The sequence below is a fragment of the Pseudomonas costantinii genome (genome assembly GCF_001870435.1).
Lineage (GTDB): Bacteria > Pseudomonadota > Gammaproteobacteria > Pseudomonadales > Pseudomonadaceae > Aquipseudomonas > Aquipseudomonas costantinii.
Map to the genome: position 1 here is coordinate 25,985 of NZ_MDDR01000006.1, position 15,938 is coordinate 41,922.

The window sequence follows — 15,938 nt, forward strand, 5'->3', positions numbered from 1 at the left end:
GGAGGGTGAAGTATGGGCAGCCGCCAAGGTATTCTGAAATTAAATATAACCATGCTAACCAGTGGTAAACAGAATGGTGACGCCCATGTTCGATCCCGTGCTGTTGCGCAGTTTTGTCGCCGTAGTGGACTGCGGCAATTTCACCCGCGCCGCCGAGCGCCTGCACTTGACCCAATCCACCGTGAGCCAACAGATCCGCCGCCTGGAAGAGGTGGTGGCGTGCCAGTTGCTGGATCGCGATCAGCGCCGTGTGGTGGCCACCGCAGAAGGTGAACGCTTGCTGGCCTATGCACGGCGCATCCTCGCATTGCATGAAGAGGCCGCCGACGTGTTGATCAACCAGCAAAGCGACGGCGTGTTGCGCCTCGGCGTGCCGGAGGATTTTGCCGCCGAACGACTGATGCCGTTGCTGTCGGCGTTTGTCGTGGCTTACCCACGGGTACGCCTGGAAGTCACCAGTGGCCTCGGCCCTGAATTGCAGCGCCAGTACCGTGGCGGCGAGTTCGACGTGCTGCTGGTCAAGCAGATGGGTGACAGCGACGACTGCGTGGCCTCGTGGCCGGAACCGTTGTGTTGGGTAGACAGCCGTAGCACGCCGTCCCTTAGCCGTGACCCGCTGCCATTGGTGGCGTTTCCGGTGGGCGGCTTGTATCGCAATGAAATGCTCCATCACCTGGAAGTGGGCGGCTGGCGTTGGCGCATCGGCTATTCCAGCGCCAGCCTGGCCAGCGTGTGTTCGGCGGTGGCGGCGGGGTTAGGCATCAGCTTGTTGCCGCAACGGGTGGTGCAGGTCGGGCATGTGGTGCTGGGCGAAGACAGTGGTTTGCCGGCGATACAGGGCGTACGGCTGGCGTTGTATGGCCGCAGTGGCTTGGGTGCGGCGGGGCAGGCGTTGCAGGACCAATTGCTCAATTTATGCGCAAACAGCCCACGCTGATCCATGCCTTTGCGGAATATTTTGTATGCCTTAAAAGCATTGAAAAACAGCGCCTTTGCTCTAGGCCACGCAGGACGTGGCTTTGACGTTTCTGGATGTTTCGTTTATTCAATTTAGGTCTATGTATAACTTTAAAGATTACTTTAAGAGATAAGCGTCTGGCCCCGATGATTCAGCCCTCGACGGCCTCCCACGCAGGCCTGTCGGTTTTTTTGTTTCAAAACCGTAGGGAGTGAATCAATGGGCAATGTCCAGACCGCCGCCAGTGCACAAGAGGCGCAGTGGCGCCAGGCACCGAGTGGTGAGTTGGTCGACCTTGGCCGGCCGCACCGCGCGCCGTTGGGGCAACAGCGTTTGCAGCAAGCCCCGAAGCGCTTCTCGAGTCGTCGCGAAGGGATTCTGCTGGGGTTGCTGGTGCTGGCCCTGCACGGTGCGGTGATCTATTGGGTGAGCCAGAAGCCCACCCCGGTGCTGCCGATTGTGCCGCCGGAAATTCCGCCGATGACCATCGAATTTTCTCAGCCGGCGCCGCCGGTGGTTGAACCGCCACCGCCTGTGCCGCCACCACCACCGCCGCCTGTGGTCGAGCCACCACCACCGGTCGTGGATGAGTTGGCCGCCAAACCGGCGCCGCCTAAACCGATTCCAAAACCCAAACCAAAGCCCGTGCCGAAGCCTGAGCCCAAGCCCGCACCGAAACCGGTCGAGCAGCCGCCCGCACCACCGACTCCAGCGCCACCTGCACCGCCAGCTCCGCCGTCGCCAGCGCCGGTTACACCGGCTTCGGCCAACGCCGCTTACTTGAAAAATCCGGCGCCCGAATACCCGTCACTGGCCCAGCGCCGGGGTTGGGAAGGCACGGTGTTGTTGCGGGTGCATGTACTGGCCAGCGGCAAGCCGGGTGAGATCCAGATTCAGAAAAGCAGCGGTCGCCAGCAACTCGACGACGCCGCACTGACCGCCGTGAAGCGTTGGAGCTTCGTGCCGGCCAAGCAGGGCGAAGTGGCGCAGGACGGCTGGGTCAGCGTACCGATCGATTTCAAGATTCACTAACTATTCGGCTGCGGTGTGTTGGACACGCCGCGACCTGCACAGAGGGAAAACATCATGGCATTAGCATCTCCACTTGAATCCATCGAAAGCGCGGTGATCTGGCTGCTGGTGGTCTTTTCGGTCGCCACTTGGGGCCTGGCTTTATTGAAGGGCGTGCAGTTCGGTCGCCTCAAGGCGCAGGATCGCAAATTCCACAAACAGTTCTGGGCGGCGTCGAGTCTCGACTCTGCCGCCGAACTGGCTGAAACCCAGCCCGGCGCTGCGGCACGGGTGGCCCAGGCCGGTTATGCCGCGATCCAGGTGGGCGATGCGCCGCACGCTGCGGACTTGAGTCAGGCGATTAATCACCAGGACCGTCTCGAACGCGCCCTGCGCCAGCAGATCGTACGTGAGCGTCGCTCCCTGGAAACCGGTTTGGCCGTGGTCGCCAGTATCGGCAGCACCTCGCCGTTTATCGGCCTGTTCGGCACCGTGTGGGGGATCATGGAAGCGCTGAAGGGGATCAGCGCGGCCGGTTCCGCCAGCCTGGAAACCGTGGCCGGCCCGATTGGTGCGGCACTGGTCGCCACCGGCGTGGGTATCGCCGTCGCGGTGCCTGCGGTGCTGGTTTACAACTACTTCCTGCGTCGCCTGAAGCTGACGGCTGCCGACCTGGACGACTTTGCCCACGACTTCTACAGCCTGGCGCAGAAGAACTCTTTCCGAGTACTGCTGCACCCGACGCTGAACAAAACCGCTGCCGGCAACCCGCAAAAAGTGAAGGAGGCGTCCTGAGATGGCCTTCTCCACGCAAGACAGCGATGAGGTGCTGAGCGAAATCAACGTCACACCGTTGGTGGACGTGATGCTGGTACTGCTGGTGGTGTTTATCGTCACCGCGCCGCTGCTGACCAACGCGATTCCAATCAACCTGCCCAAGACCCAGGCTGTGGCCCCGGTGGAGCAGAAGGACCCGCTGGTGGTAAGCATCGATGGCGCCGGCAAACTGTTTATCAACAAGGACGAAATCCAGCCGGACTTGCTGGAATTCAACCTGCAGGCGGCCAAGGCCAAGGACCCCGATGTGCGGGTGCAACTGCAGGCCGATGATGGAGTGAACTACGGCGAAGTGGCGCGAGCCATGGCGTCTATCGAGCGCGCGGGGATTACCAAGCTGTCGGTGATTACTGCACGTTAGTTTCAAATGCCTCGACAATTTTTTGGCCGTCTCCTTGGCAGGGTGCGGCCTTTTTTTTGCCTGCGATTTAACAAACGCCGCGATCCACAATGTGAAGCCAGCGCTCACATTTTTGATTCTGGGTGTTTTTGAGTTTTTGGTTATTAATAAATAGCTTCTTATTCCTTAACGAATATAAACCGCGTCCCTATACTGTTCAGCAACGTTAAACGCTGCAGGAGGGCACACCCATGCACAGCGAGTCGATTCGTTATCTGATCGTGCCGGGCTGGCAAGGATCGCCAGAAGATCATTGGCAAAGTCATTGGCAGAACAGCCTGCCCAACAGTGCGCGCGTGGAGCAGGCCGATTGGCTGACCCCGCGCCGCGAAGACTGGGTGGCCGCGCTGGCCGAGGCCATCGCCGCCGACAGTACTCCCGTTATCCTGATCGCCCACAGCCTGGGCTGCATCACCGTTGCCCATTGGGCTGCCACCGCTCCCGTGCAGTTTTTGCGTCAAGTACGCGGCGCCTTGCTGGTGGCCCCGGCGGATGTCGAACGCCCTGCCTGCTCACCGGCCTTACGTAACTTTGCGCCGATTCCGACCCATCTGTTGCCGTTTCCCAGCCAGGTCGTCAGTTCCGACAACGACAGCGCCGTCAGCGCCCCCCGGGCCCTGGAATTGGCGCGTTACTGGGGCGCCGAAGCCGGCATTTTGTCCGGTGCCGGCCATATCAATGTGAAGTCCGGTCACCAGCGCTGGGAGCAGGGCTTCGCTTACCTCTATCGCCTGCAAAACCGCCTCGAGCATCATGCTCGGCGCAGTGCCTAAAAATTTTTCAACGCCCCGTCCCTGAGTGGATTTGGGGCGGGAGCCTGCCATGAGTCTGCATGAAACCTACGGTCAGCCACTGCTGACCTTCCCCGACGCCGAAAAAAGCCCGTTGAGCATCCGCGCCAAGGCGCTGGTATTCGTCGACCCGCGTTCGCGCCAACTGCGCGAAGACCTGGAAAGCCTCGCACCGCGTGCCTTGCCCGTGCTGATTCGTGGCGAGACCGGCAGCGGTAAAGAGTTGCTGGCGCGGCATATCCACCGTGGCAGCGATCGTACCGGGCTGTTTGTCTCGGTCAATTGTGGTGCGATCAGCCCCACTTACGCCGATGCGGAGTTGTTCGGCTATGCCGCAGGTAGTCACAGTGGTGCGGCCAGCAGCCGGGCGGGGTGGTTTGGTTCGGCCAACGGCGGCACCTTGTACCTGGATGAGATCGGCGATTTGCCGTTGCCGATCCAGGTCAAATTGCTCGCGGCCCTAGAGAACCACGAAGTCACCCGCGTCGGTGCCCATCAGCCAAGCCCGGTGGACGTGCGCCTGGTCGCGGCGACCAGCATCGACTTGGCTCAGGCCGTGGCGGCAGGCAAGTTTCATGAGCGTTTGTTCCACTACTTGAGCGAAGGTCAACTGGACCTGCCTGCGCTGCGCGAGCGTGTCGGCGACATCCTATCCCTGGCTGAATATTTTCTTGGCATCTACAGCCAGCGTCTGGACCTGCCGGTGCCGCTGATCAGCGATGCCGCCCAGCACGTGCTGGAACACCACAGTTGGCCGGGCAATACCCGCGAGCTGGAAAACGTTATTCACTTTGCGTTACTGGTCAGCAGCGGCGATGAGATTTTGCCCGAGCATCTGAATTTGCCGGTGGCGGGTTCGCCGCTGGAGCAAGTGCAGCGGATTTTCGAGAGCGCCAGCCCTGCGGAGCAGGACATATTGCGTAAATTTCTGTATGAACAAAATGGAATATCAACGTGAATAAAAGATATTGTTCGGGAATAAAAAATCTAGGTATTGTCACTCCCACGCCGCGATAGCACTTCGCTGGCACACCTCATAAAAATGGTCGTCAGAGACGCCCCCGGAATTCCGATAAGGACACTGCATGAAAAAGGTTCTGTTGTTTACCGCACTGGCGGCTGCCCTGACTGCAAGCTTTGCGCAAGCCAACGAGAAACTGGTCGTAGCCGCGACCCCAATTCCGCACGCCGAGATCCTTGAGCTGATCAAGCCGACCCTGGCCAAAGAAGGCGTGGACCTGGAAATCAAAGTCTTCACCGACTATGTACAGCCAAACGTGCAAGTGGCCGAGAAGCGCCTGGACGCCAACTACTTCCAGACCCTGCCGTACCTGCAAAACTTCAACAAGGGTAAGGGCACCAACCTGGTCACCGTGGTCGGCGTGCACGTTGAACCGTTCGGCGGTTACTCGAAAAAGATCAAAAATATTTCTGAGCTCAAAGATGGCGCCACCGTTGCCATCCCGAACGAAGGCTCCAACAGCGGCCGCGCTCTGTTGCTGTTGCAGAAGGCTGGTGTGATCACCCTGAAAGACCCGACCAATGCCCTGGCCACGCCGAAAGACATCGCCAGCAACCCGAAACACCTGAAATTCAAAGAGCTGGAATCGGCCCTGCTGCCACGCGTGCTGGACCAGGTTGACCTGGACTTGATCAACACCAACTACGCCTTGGAAGCTGGCCTGAACCCAGCCAAAGACGCACTGATCATTGAAGACTCGAAGTCGCCATACGTGAACTTCCTGGTCGCCCGCCCAGACAACAAGGACAGCGACGCTATCCAGAAACTGGCCAAAGCCCTGACCAGCCCGGAAGTCAAAGCCTTCATCGACAAGAAGTACAACGGCGCTGTAGTGCCTGCGTTCTGATGTAACCCCAAACCCCCTTCAAGGTTTGAACGCCGACGGCTTTTATAGCGTCGGCGTTTTTTATGGCCGCCCTGAAATGATCATTCCCACGCTCTGCGTGGGAATGCCTCCTGTGACGCTCCGCGTCACGACGTTAGAGCGGACGCAGAGCGTCCTGAGCTGCATTCCCACGCAGAGCGTGGGAACGATCAGGGTGAATGGCTCTGCTCAACGCCACCAACCACTTCACCAGCTCCTGCGGATCAATCGGTTTCGCTTCGTTCATCATTCGTTCCCTCGAATCATTGACCCCCTACCATAGCCGTCACCCAGCAAACCCGCGAATCCGGGGGTTATCTTTTTGGGTGATATCAATATGCTATTTGGGTATTTAAATTTTACTTTTTATACCTTTAAAGTTCGCGCTACCCGGCGTTACCCACGCCGGATTGAACTGCGCTCGCTGCATTACCCTTGCGGCGATATGGACTGCAAATGACCTTCGATTTCGCATTTATCCTCAGCACCTTGCCGGCGTTTCTCAAGGCCGTGGGGGTGACGCTGCAAGTGGGCCTGATCGCCATTGCCACCTCGTTGCTGGTGGCGCTGATCAACGCGGCGCTGCTGGTGTTTCGCACGCCGTACCTGTCGCGCCTGGTGGCGTTGTATGTGGAGCTGGCGCGTAACACGCCGCTGCTGATCCAACTGTTCTTCGTGTACTTCGCCTTGCCGGCCCTGGGTTTCAATATCTCTGGGTTCTGGGCGGCTATCATCACCATGACCTTTCTGGGTGGCGCCTACCTCACCGAGGTGCTGCGCGCCGGTGTGGAAGCGGTGCCGTTGGCGCAGATCGAGTCGGGCAAATCCATCGGCTTGTCTGACTGGCAGTTGTTGCGCCACGTGATCCTGCCCCAGGCCGGCATCCTCAGCCTGCCTGCGCTGTTCGCCAATTTCATCTTCCTGCTCAAGGAGACCACCGTGGTCTCCGCCGTGGCGGTGCCGGAGATTCTCTACACCATCAAGAGCTACATCGCCCTCTACTACAAGACCTACGAAATGCTCGCCGTGCTGACGTTGATTTGCGTGCTGCTGTTTTTGCCGCTGTCGCTGCTGCTCAGCCGCCTGGAAAGGAGGCTCCAGCATGGCCAGTTCGGGTCTTGAGTTGTTGTGGGTGTCGTTGCCGCAGTTGGGCAAGGGCGCTGCGCAAACCCTGTCGATTTCTTTTTTGAGCATCGCCTTCAGCACCGTTGGCGGCGTGTTGTATGGCGTGCTGCGCACCTTGAATAACAAGGCGATCAACCTGGTGCTGCGGATTTACCTGGAGCTGTTCCGGGCGATTCCGGTGCTGGTGTGGTTGTACCTGCTGTTTTTCGGCCTGCCGATTTTCTTCGGGTTGAGCATCCCGAGCTTCTGGTGCGCAGTGCTGGTGCTGTCGTTGTGGGGCGCTAGCGAGGTGGGCGAAGTGGTGCGCGGTGCGTTGCATTCGCTGCCGCGAGGCCAGCGTGAGGCTGGGTTGTCGATTGGCCTGTCCGACCCGCAGTTGTACGGCTACGTGCTGCTGCCCCAGGCGCTGAAACGCATGACGCCACCGACCATCAACGTCTACACGCGGATCATCAAGACCAGCTCGCTGGCGGTGCTGATCGGCGTGGTGGACGTGATCAAGGTCGGCCAGCAAATCATCGAACGCACCTATGAGTCGGTACTGATCTACGGCGTGCTATTCCTGTTTTTCTTCTTTATTTGCTACCCGTTGTCGGCCGCCTCCAAGGTGCTGGAACGGCGCTGGGCCCAAGCATGAGTGGATTGATCGAGTTCCAGGGTTTCAATAAATTTTTCGGCGAACAGCAGGTGCTCAAGGGCATCGACCTGAGTGTGCAAAGCGGCGAAGTGGTGGTGATCCTCGGCCCCAGCGGTTGCGGCAAAAGCACCTTGTTGCGCTGCCTCAACGGTTTGGAAGTGGCCCACAGCGGCAGCCTGCGCTTCGCCGGTAAAGAGTTGTTGAACAAGGCCACCGACTGGCGCCAAGTGCGCCAGGACATCGGCATGGTGTTCCAGAGCTACCACCTGTTCCCGCACATGAGCGTGCTCGACAACATCCTGCTCGGCCCGCTGAAAGTGCAAAAGCGCGACCCGCGCGAAGCCCGCGACCAGGCAGAAAAATTGCTGGAGCGCGTAGGCCTTGCCGACAAGCGCGACGCCTTCCCGCGTCAGCTCTCCGGCGGCCAGCAGCAGCGCATCGCTATCGTCCGCTCGCTGTGCATGAACCCCCAGGTGATGCTGTTTGATGAAGTCACCGCCGCCCTCGACCCGGAAATGGTCAAGGAGGTGCTGGAAGTGATCCAGGGCTTGGCGCGCGATGGCATGACCTTGCTGATCGTCACCCACGAAATGGCCTTCGCCCGCGCGGTCGCCGACCGCGTGGTGTTTATGGAGGCCGGTCGCATCCTCGAACAAAACACCCCCGAAGAATTCTTTACGAACCCGCAAACCGCACGCGCGCAGCAGTTCCTGGAGAAGTTCTCCTTTGTTTCAACACTGCCCAAGAAAACCAAGGAACTGGAGCTGATATGAAAACTGCCAAGTTGTTATTCCCATTGTTTGCCCTCGCATTGCTGGCTGGCTGCAATAAAAAGGCCGAAGAGCCCGCAAAACCAGTTGCTGCTGCGGCGAGCTACATCGACAAAATCAAGGCGCGCGACAAGCTGATCGTCGGCGTGTTTACCGACAAACCGCCGTTCGGCTTTGTGAACGAAGCGGGTCGTTATGTTGGCTTTGATACCGACATCGGCCGCCAATTTGCCAAGGACTTGCTGGGTGATGAAAACAAGGTTGAGTTCGTTGCCGTGGAACCGGCCAGCCGTATTCCGTTCCTGCAAAGCGACAAGGTCGACCTGATCCTCGCCAACATGACCGTGACGCCTGAGCGCAAAGAAGCGGTGGACTTCACCAACCCCAACCTGAAAGTTGCGGTACAGGCTTTGGTGCCGAAGGACAGCGCGGTGAAAAGCCTGGATGACTTGGCCACCCGCACCACCATCGTGACCACCGGCACCACCGCCGATATCTGGCTGACCAAGAACCACCCGGATTGGAAACTGCTCAAGTTCGAGAAAAACTCCGAGTCGTTGCAAGCGTTGTCCGCTGGCCGTGGTGATGCTTACGCGCAAGACAACCTGGTGCTGTTCAGCTGGGCCAAGCAGAACCCGGGCTACCGCGTGCTGGATCAGAAACTCGGTGATGAAGCGCCGATTGCTCCGGCGGTGAAGAAGGGCAATATCGAACTGCGCGACTGGGTGAATGCCGAGTTGGCGAAGCTGGGTGAGGAGAAGTTTTTGCTCAAGCTTTACGACCAGTACGTGCGTAAAGAGCTGAGCGATGACACCAAGCCTGAGAGTGTGATTGTTGAGGGCGGTAAGTGGCAGGGCTGATATAGCTATCGCAGGCAAGCCAGCTCCCACAGTTTGATGTGTGAATACATTCAAATGTGGGAGCTGGCTTGCCTGCGATGAGGCCGGTACAGGCAACACCTATTCGGGCCATTGCCAAGCCGGCGCATCCAAAATCCCCTGCCCAACAATCTGGGTCTGCCCCAGCACCTTCTCCAACACAATCGAATTACACCCTTCATCCTGTTGCAACGCCGCAATCAACCGACTGGCGTGGGACACCACCCACACCTGACAGTGTTGGGACACCTGAATAATCAAGCGCGCCAACGCAGGCAGCAAATCCGGATGCAAGCTGGTCTCCGGTTCGTTCAGCACCATCATCGTCGGTGGCCTCGGCGTCAGCAGTGCCGCGATCAGCAGCAGGTAACGCAAGGTGCCGTCCGATAACTCCGCCGCTGATAACGGCCGCAGCAAACCTTCCTGATAAAACTCAATGGCAAAGCGCGCACCCTGCAACGGCTGGATTTCCAGGCGCGCCCCCGGAAACGCATCGCTTACCGCCCGTTGCAAGGCCTCGGGATCGCCAATTTCGCGGATGGTCTGCAACGCCGCCGCCAGGTCACGCCCATCGTGATGCAGCACCGGCGTGCGCGTGCCCAACTGCGGTTGGCGTACGGGTGCATCGGCGTCGCTGCGAAAGTGATCATAGAAGCGCCAGCGACGAATGCTTTCCCGCAGCACCAGCACTTCCGGCGAACCGCGTAAACTGCCGACCTGGTCGAACAGGCTGCTGTACTCCGGCGTGTGTTGGGCCAAAACATCCCAGGCGCGACCGTCGCGGGCGCGGATCATTGGGCCTGAGCGCTGCACCAGCAGGCTGGCCGGTCGGTACAGGTGGCCGGCCCAGATGCATTCTTTTTTGATCTCCGGGTCCAGGATAAAAGCGGACATAGCTTTTGGCGGCAAGCCCAAGGAGATGGCGTAGCTGAAATCTTCGCCGGCGAACCCCAGTCGCAAGCGTTTATTGGGCTGTGGAACCGCCGCCCGTACCGCCACTTCACCATTGGGCATGCGTTGGTTGATGGTTTCCGGCCCGGCCCAGAACGTAGAATCCAGCCCGCCTTCACGCGCCAGCGCATTGATCACCCCGCCCTGGGCGGTTTCCGCCAGCAGGCGCAAGGCGCGGTACAAGTTGGACTTGCCGCTGCCATTGGGGCCGGTGACCAGGTTCAGTCGGTCCAGGGGCACCACTAATTTATTGATCGAGCGGTAGTTGGCTACCGCGAGGGTCTTGAGCATGGGCATTTAGTCAGCGTGGGAACCTTTGGAGTATGGGATCCTCCATGCAGATAAGGAACCCTGATCTAAGCTCACAATCGCATACACTCTGGCACATCGCGTCACGCAAAAGGAGCCTGCATGGGCGGTCGTACTTTCACACTTATCTTCGGACTTGGCCTACTGACGCTACTGAGCGGCTGTGGTGAGAAAAAGGCCGAACCCAAAGAACATTCACGGGTGTTTGTGCAGACCGTGCAATCGACGGATTTTGCCGCGGCGGTCACCCTGACGGGGGACATCCAGGCTCGTGTGCAAACCGATTTATCCTTCCGCGTGGGTGGCAAGATCATCCAACGCATGGTGGATGTGGGTGACCGGGTGAGCGCCAAGCAAGTGCTGGCCAAGCTCGATCCCAAGGATTTGCAGACCAACGTCGATTCCGCCCAGGCTCAGGTCGTGGCCGAGCAGGCGCGGGTCAAGCAGACGGCTGCCGCGTTTGTGCGCCAGGAAAAACTGCTGCCCAAGGGCTACACCAGCCGCAGCGAATACGACGCCGCCCAGGCCGCGCTACGCAGTAGCCAAAGCGCGCTGACTGCCGCCCAGGCCCAGTTGGCCAATGCCCGCGAACAACTCGGCTATACCTCGCTGATCGCCGAGGCGCCTGGCGTGATTACCGCGCGCCAGGCCGAAGTCGGCCAGGTAGTGCAGGCCACCGTGCCGATTTTCAGCCTGGCCCGCGATGGCGAGCGCGATGCGGTGTTCAATGTCTATGAATCGCTGCTGGTGGAGCCGCCGCCGGATGCGCCGATCACCGTCAGCCTGCTGGATAACCCCAGCATCAAGGCCGTGGGCAAAGTCCGCGAAGTCACCCCCGCCGTGGCCGCCAATACCGGCACCGTACAAGTGAAAATCGCCCTGCAAGCCTTGCCCAAAGGCATGGAACTGGGTTCGGTGGTGAGTGCCACCGCCAATGGCCCGGCCAAGCCCAGCATCGAATTGCCGTGGTCGGCGTTGACCAAAGACCTCAACGAACCCGCCGTGTGGCTGATTGACGGCGATGGCCAGGCGCAACTGCACAAGGTCACTGTGGCGCGCTACCTCACCGGCAAGGTGATTATTAGCGATGGCCTTAAAGGTGGCGAAAAAGTCGTGGTGGCCGGTGGGCAATTGCTCCATCCGGGGATGATCGTCGAGATCGCCCAGCAAGGAGTTCAGCCATGAAGCGCCTGACGGTCATACTCGCCGCCAGCTTGTTGCTGGTGGCCTGCTCCAAGCAAGAACCACCAGCCGAACCTGTGCGCCCGGTGTTGTCCATGGAAGTGAAGGCCGAAGACCAGGAAAACCTTGGCCGCTTCGCCGGTACCATCCAGGCCCGCTACGAAAGCAACTTGGGTTTTCGCGTGCCCGGCCGCATCGCCCGCCGCGCCGTGGATGTGGGTGCCGAGGTGCAGAAGGGCGCCTTGCTCGCGGTGCTCGACCCCACCGATCAACAAAACCAACTGCGTGTCGCCCAAGGCGATCTTGCCCGCGTGCAAGCGCAGTTCATCAATGCCCAAGCCAACGCCCGTCGCCAGCAGGAGTTGTTCAACCGTGGTGTCGGCGCTCAAGCTCAACTGGATGTGGCCCAGACTGACCTGAAAACCACTCAAGCCTCCCTTGATCAAGCCCAAGCATCAGTCAACCAAGCTAAAGACCAACTCAATTACGCCGAACTGCGCACCGACCACGCCGGCATCGTCACCGCTTGGAGCGCCGAGGCCGGCCAGGTGGTCAATGCCGGTCAGCAAGTGGTGACCCTGGCCCGCCCGGATATCAAGGAAGCGGTGATCGACCTGCCCGCCGGGCTGGCCGAACGCCTGCCACCGGACGTGGTGTTCCTGGTTGCCGGGCAGCTCGACCCGAGCGTCAACACTACCGCCATCGTGCGCGAGATTGAGCCCCAGGCTCAAAGCGCCACACGCACTCGCCGCGCCCGCCTGACCCTGGCCGAAACGCCTGCTGCGTTTCGCCTTGGCACGGCGATCAGCGTGACCTTGAGCACGGCCATCGCGCCACGCATCGAAGTGCCCCTCAGTGCCTTGCAGGAAGTCGACGGCAAGACCCGCATCTGGCTCCTCGACACCCAAAGCCAAACCGTGCAACCGCGCGACGTCACGCTGATCAGCCGCGACGCCGACAGTGCCTCTCTCAACGGCGGCGTCAAACCCGGCGAGCGCATCGTTACCGCTGGCGTGAACAGCCTGAAACCTGGGCAAAAAGTCAAAATCGACGAGGACAGCCCGCGATGAAAGGGAGCTTCAACTTATCCGACTGGGCCCTCAAGCATCAGTCCTTCGTTTGGTACCTGATGTTCGTCGCGCTGCTGATGGGCGTGTTCTCGTACATGAACCTGGGCCGTGAGGAAGATCCCTCGTTCACCATCAAGACCATGGTGATTCAGACCCGCTGGCCGGGCGCGACCCAGGAAGAAACCCTCAAGCAGGTCACCGACCGCATCGAGAAAAAACTCGAAGAGCTGGACTCCCTCGACTACGTGAAAAGCTACACCCGGCCGGGTGAGTCCACGGTGTTTGTGTTCCTCAAGGACACCACCAGCGCCAAGGACATTCCCGAGATCTGGTACCAGGTGCGCAAGAAGATCGACGATATTCGCGGCACCTTCCCCCAGGGGTTGCAGGGGCCGTCGTTTAACGATGAGTTCGGTGATGTGTTCGGCTCGGTGTACGCCTTTACCGGTGACGGCCTGTCGATGCGCCAACTGCGCGACTATGTAGAGCAGGTGCGCGCCGAGATTCGTTCGGTGCCGGGGCTGGGCAAGGTCGAGATGATCGGCCAGCAGGACGAAGTGATTTACCTGAACTTCTCCACGCGCAAACTCGCGGCACTGGGCATTGATCAGCGCCAAGTCGTACAAAGCCTGCAATCGCAAAACGCCGTGACCCCGGCCGGGGTGATCGAGGCCGGGCCGGAGCGGATTTCCGTGCGCACCTCGGGGCAGTTCGCTTCGGAGAAGGACCTGGCCAACGTCAACCTGCGGCTCAATGACCGTTTCTACCGGCTGGCAGATATCGCCGATATCAGCCGTGGCTACGTCGATCCTGCGCGGCCGCTGTTTCGCTTCAACGGTAAACCGGCGATCGGTCTGGCCATTGCCATGCAGAAGGGCGGCAATATCCAGTCGTTCGGCAAGGCTCTGCACGAACGCATGGACGAGCTGACGGCTGACCTGCCGGTGGGCGTCGGCGTGCACAAGGTTTCCGACCAGGCGGAGGTGGTGGAGGAGGCCGTCGGCGGCTTCACCAGCGCGCTGTTTGAAGCGGTGATCATCGTGCTGGTGGTGAGCTTTGTCAGCCTCGGCATGCGCGCCGGGTTGGTGGTGGCGTGCTCGATCCCGTTGGTGCTGGCGCTGGTGTTTGTGTTTATGGAGTACAGCGGCATCACCATGCAGCGCGTGTCGCTGGGCGCGCTGATCATCGCCCTCGGCTTGCTGGTGGACGATGCGATGATCACGGTGGAGATGATGATCACGCGCCTGGAAAAAGGCGAAACCAAGGAGCAGGCCGCCACTTACGCCTACACCTCTACGGCGTTCCCGATGCTCACCGGTACGCTGGTGACCGTGGCCGGTTTCGTGCCGATCGGCCTCAACGCCAGTTCGGCGGGCGAATACACGTTCACCCTGTTCGCGGTGATTGCCGTGGCCATGTTGGTGTCGTGGGTGGTGGCGGTGCTGTTTGCGCCGGTGATTGGCGTGCATATCCTCAGCGCCAACGTGAAGCCGCATGACGCCGAGCCTGGGCGCATTGGCCGTGTGTTTAATGGCGGCATGCTCTGGGCCATGCGCAACCGCTGGTGGGCGATCGGCATCACCGTGGCGCTGTTTGTGGCGTCGGTGTTCTCCATGCAGTTTGTGCAGAACCAGTTCTTCCCGTCGTCGGACCGCCCGGAAATTCTGGTCGACCTCGACCTGCCGCAAAACGCTTCGATCAATGAAACCCGCAAAGTCGTCGATCGACTTGAAGCGATCATCAAGGACGACCCGGATATCGCGCGCTGGAGTACCTACATCGGCCAGGGCGCGATTCGTTTTTATCTGCCCCTCGACCAGCAACTGGAAAACCCCTACTACGCGCAGCTGGTCATTGTGAGTAAGGGCCTGAAAGAGCGCGGCGCCTTGATTGAGCGTCTGCAAAAGCACCTGCGCGATGATTTTGTCGGCATTGGTGGCTTTGTGCAGCCGCTGGAAATGGGCCCACCGGTTGGGCGGCCGATTCAGTATCGCGTCTCCGGCAAAGACATCGACCAGGTACGCAAGCACGCCATCGAACTGGCGACCCTGCTCGATCAGAACACCCACATGGGCGAGATCATCTACGACTGGAACGAGCCGGGCAAAGTGCTGCGGGTCGACATTGCCCAGGACAAGGCGCGGCAACTGGGGCTGTCATCGGAAGACGTGGCGCAACTGATGAACAGCGTGGTCAGCGGCGCTTCGGTGACCCAGGTGCACGACGATATTTACCTGATCAACGTGGTCGGCCGTGCCGAAGATGCCGAGCGTGGTACGCCGGAAACCTTGCAGAACCTGCAGATCGTCACGCCCAACGGCACCTCGATTCCGCTGCTGGCTTTTGCCACCGTGCGCTATGAATTGGAGCAGCCGCTGGTGTGGCGCCGTGACCGCAAACCGACCATCACCATCAAGGCCTCGGTGCGCGATGAGATGCAGCCCACCGACTTGGTGAAACAGCTGGCGCCGACCATTGAGAAATTCAGCGAGGGCCTGCCGGTGGGCTACAAGGTCGCCACTGGCGGTACCGTGGAAGAAAGCGGCAAGGCCCAGGGGCCTATCGCCAAGGTGGTGCCGCTGATGCTGTTTCTGATGGCCACGTTCCTGATGATTCAACTGCACAGCGTGCAGAAAATGTTCCTGGTGGCGAGTGTCGCGCCGTTGGGACTCATCGGCGTGGTGCTGGCGCTGATCCCGACGGGTACGCCCATGGGCTTTGTGGCGATCCTGGGTATTCTGGCGCTGATCGGCATCATCATCCGCAACTCGGTGATTCTGGTGACGCAGATCCATGAATTTGAGCTGGCGGGTTACACGCCGTGGGATGCCGTGGTGGAAGCCACCGAGCATCGGCGCCGGCCGATCCTGCTCACCGCAGCCGCAGCCAGCCTGGGCATGATCCCCATCGCCCGTGAAGTGTTCTGGGGGCCGATGGCTTACGCGATGATTGGCGGGATCATCATCGCGACCTTGCTGACGCTGCTGTTCCTGCCGGCGCTGTATGTGGCCTGGTACAAGATTCGCGAGCCGAAAAAACAAGAGGTTTGACCTGTTAAGCCTTCCTGCAAGGATGTGGGAAGGCTCTTGGAAACACTTTCGAGACATTTTCCTGCCGCTATTTGTTTTACCCT

General features: G+C 60.0%; 16 protein-coding genes. 14 read left to right on the top strand and 2 right to left on the bottom strand.

Annotated elements, in window-relative coordinates; all coding sequences use genetic code 11:
• The first annotated feature begins 85 nt into the window (after positions 1-85).
• From BFL40_RS03825 to BFL40_RS03855, 7 genes are all read left to right on the top strand, one after another.
• Positions 86-937: a LysR family transcriptional regulator gene (locus BFL40_RS03825; protein ID WP_071482517.1), complete on the top strand. Its 852-nt coding sequence runs from the start codon at positions 86-88 to the stop codon at positions 935-937.
• 240 nt (positions 938-1,177) lie between these two features.
• A complete protein-coding gene (locus BFL40_RS03830) occupies positions 1,178-1,990 on the top strand; it encodes an energy transducer TonB (RefSeq protein WP_071482518.1) in 813 nt (270 codons plus the stop codon).
• Between the two features lie 51 nt (positions 1,991-2,041).
• Positions 2,042-2,764, top strand: a complete 723-nt coding sequence (locus tag BFL40_RS03835; protein WP_139213569.1) for a MotA/TolQ/ExbB proton channel family protein — start codon at positions 2,042-2,044, stop codon at positions 2,762-2,764.
• Between the two features lies 1 nt (position 2,765).
• Positions 2,766-3,167 carry an ExbD/TolR family protein gene (locus BFL40_RS03840; RefSeq protein ID WP_060755558.1) on the top strand — a complete coding sequence of 134 codons (402 nt, stop codon included), beginning with the start codon at positions 2,766-2,768 and terminating at the stop codon, positions 3,165-3,167.
• A 230-nt stretch (positions 3,168-3,397) separates the two neighbouring features.
• Positions 3,398-3,979 carry an alpha/beta hydrolase gene (locus tag BFL40_RS03845; RefSeq protein WP_071482520.1) on the top strand — a complete coding sequence of 194 codons (582 nt, stop codon included), beginning with the start codon at positions 3,398-3,400 and terminating at the stop codon, positions 3,977-3,979.
• 49 nt (positions 3,980-4,028) lie between these two features.
• Positions 4,029-4,955 carry a sigma 54-interacting transcriptional regulator gene (locus tag BFL40_RS03850; protein WP_071482521.1) on the top strand — a complete coding sequence of 309 codons (927 nt, stop codon included), beginning with the start codon at positions 4,029-4,031 and terminating at the stop codon, positions 4,953-4,955.
• A 127-nt stretch (positions 4,956-5,082) separates the two neighbouring features.
• Entirely contained in the window at positions 5,083-5,865 is a 783-nt protein-coding gene (locus tag BFL40_RS03855) for a MetQ/NlpA family ABC transporter substrate-binding protein (protein ID WP_071482522.1), read from the top strand.
• Between the two features lie 133 nt (positions 5,866-5,998).
• On the opposite strand, the gene BFL40_RS34255 is transcribed toward BFL40_RS03855, so the two are convergent.
• On the bottom strand, positions 5,999-6,130 hold the full coding sequence (locus tag BFL40_RS34255; RefSeq protein WP_256254324.1) for a hypothetical protein: 132 nt from the start codon (positions 6,128-6,130) through the stop codon (positions 5,999-6,001).
• A gap of 209 nt (positions 6,131-6,339) precedes the next feature.
• Here BFL40_RS34255 and BFL40_RS03860 point away from each other — a divergent pair, with 209 nt between their 5' ends.
• From BFL40_RS03860 to BFL40_RS03875, 4 genes are read left to right on the top strand one after another with little or no spacing between them, the layout of a single operon-like run.
• Positions 6,340-7,005 (top strand): amino acid ABC transporter permease, encoded by a 666-nt coding sequence (locus tag BFL40_RS03860; protein ID WP_071482523.1) that lies wholly within the window; start codon positions 6,340-6,342, stop codon positions 7,003-7,005.
• Positions 6,986-7,645 (top strand): amino acid ABC transporter permease, encoded by a 660-nt coding sequence (locus tag BFL40_RS03865; protein WP_071482524.1) that lies wholly within the window; start codon positions 6,986-6,988, stop codon positions 7,643-7,645. Before BFL40_RS03860 ends, BFL40_RS03865 begins: the two co-directional genes overlap by 20 nt.
• Entirely contained in the window at positions 7,642-8,418 is a 777-nt protein-coding gene (locus tag BFL40_RS03870) for an amino acid ABC transporter ATP-binding protein (protein WP_071482525.1), read from the top strand. Before BFL40_RS03865 ends, BFL40_RS03870 begins: the two co-directional genes overlap by 4 nt.
• A complete protein-coding gene (locus tag BFL40_RS03875; protein ID WP_071482526.1) occupies positions 8,415-9,275 on the top strand; it encodes a transporter substrate-binding domain-containing protein in 861 nt (286 codons plus the stop codon). Before BFL40_RS03870 ends, BFL40_RS03875 begins: the two co-directional genes overlap by 4 nt.
• 99 nt (positions 9,276-9,374) lie before the next feature.
• Here BFL40_RS03875 and BFL40_RS03880 read toward each other — a convergent pair whose 3' ends face one another.
• The gene (locus BFL40_RS03880; RefSeq protein ID WP_071482726.1) at positions 9,375-10,535 is read right to left on the bottom strand and encodes an AAA family ATPase; all 1,161 of its coding nucleotides are present in this window, start codon (positions 10,533-10,535) and stop codon (positions 9,375-9,377) included.
• Positions 10,536-10,655: 120 nt separating this feature from the next.
• On the opposite strand from BFL40_RS03880, the gene BFL40_RS03885 reads away from it, so the two are divergent.
• The 3 genes from BFL40_RS03885 to BFL40_RS03895 are packed head-to-tail and all read left to right on the top strand — an operon-like array spanning position 10,656 to position 15,855.
• Positions 10,656-11,738 carry an efflux RND transporter periplasmic adaptor subunit gene (locus BFL40_RS03885; RefSeq protein WP_071482527.1) on the top strand — a complete coding sequence of 361 codons (1,083 nt, stop codon included), beginning with the start codon at positions 10,656-10,658 and terminating at the stop codon, positions 11,736-11,738.
• Positions 11,735-12,805 (top strand): efflux RND transporter periplasmic adaptor subunit, encoded by a 1,071-nt coding sequence (locus BFL40_RS03890; RefSeq protein WP_071482528.1) that lies wholly within the window; start codon positions 11,735-11,737, stop codon positions 12,803-12,805. Before BFL40_RS03885 ends, BFL40_RS03890 begins: the two co-directional genes overlap by 4 nt.
• Complete coding sequence (locus BFL40_RS03895; RefSeq protein WP_071482529.1) at positions 12,802-15,855, top strand: efflux RND transporter permease subunit; 3,054 nt, start codon at positions 12,802-12,804, stop codon at positions 15,853-15,855. The genes BFL40_RS03890 and BFL40_RS03895 overlap by 4 nt, the downstream gene beginning before the upstream one ends.
• The last annotated feature ends 83 nt before the right edge of the window (positions 15,856-15,938 follow it).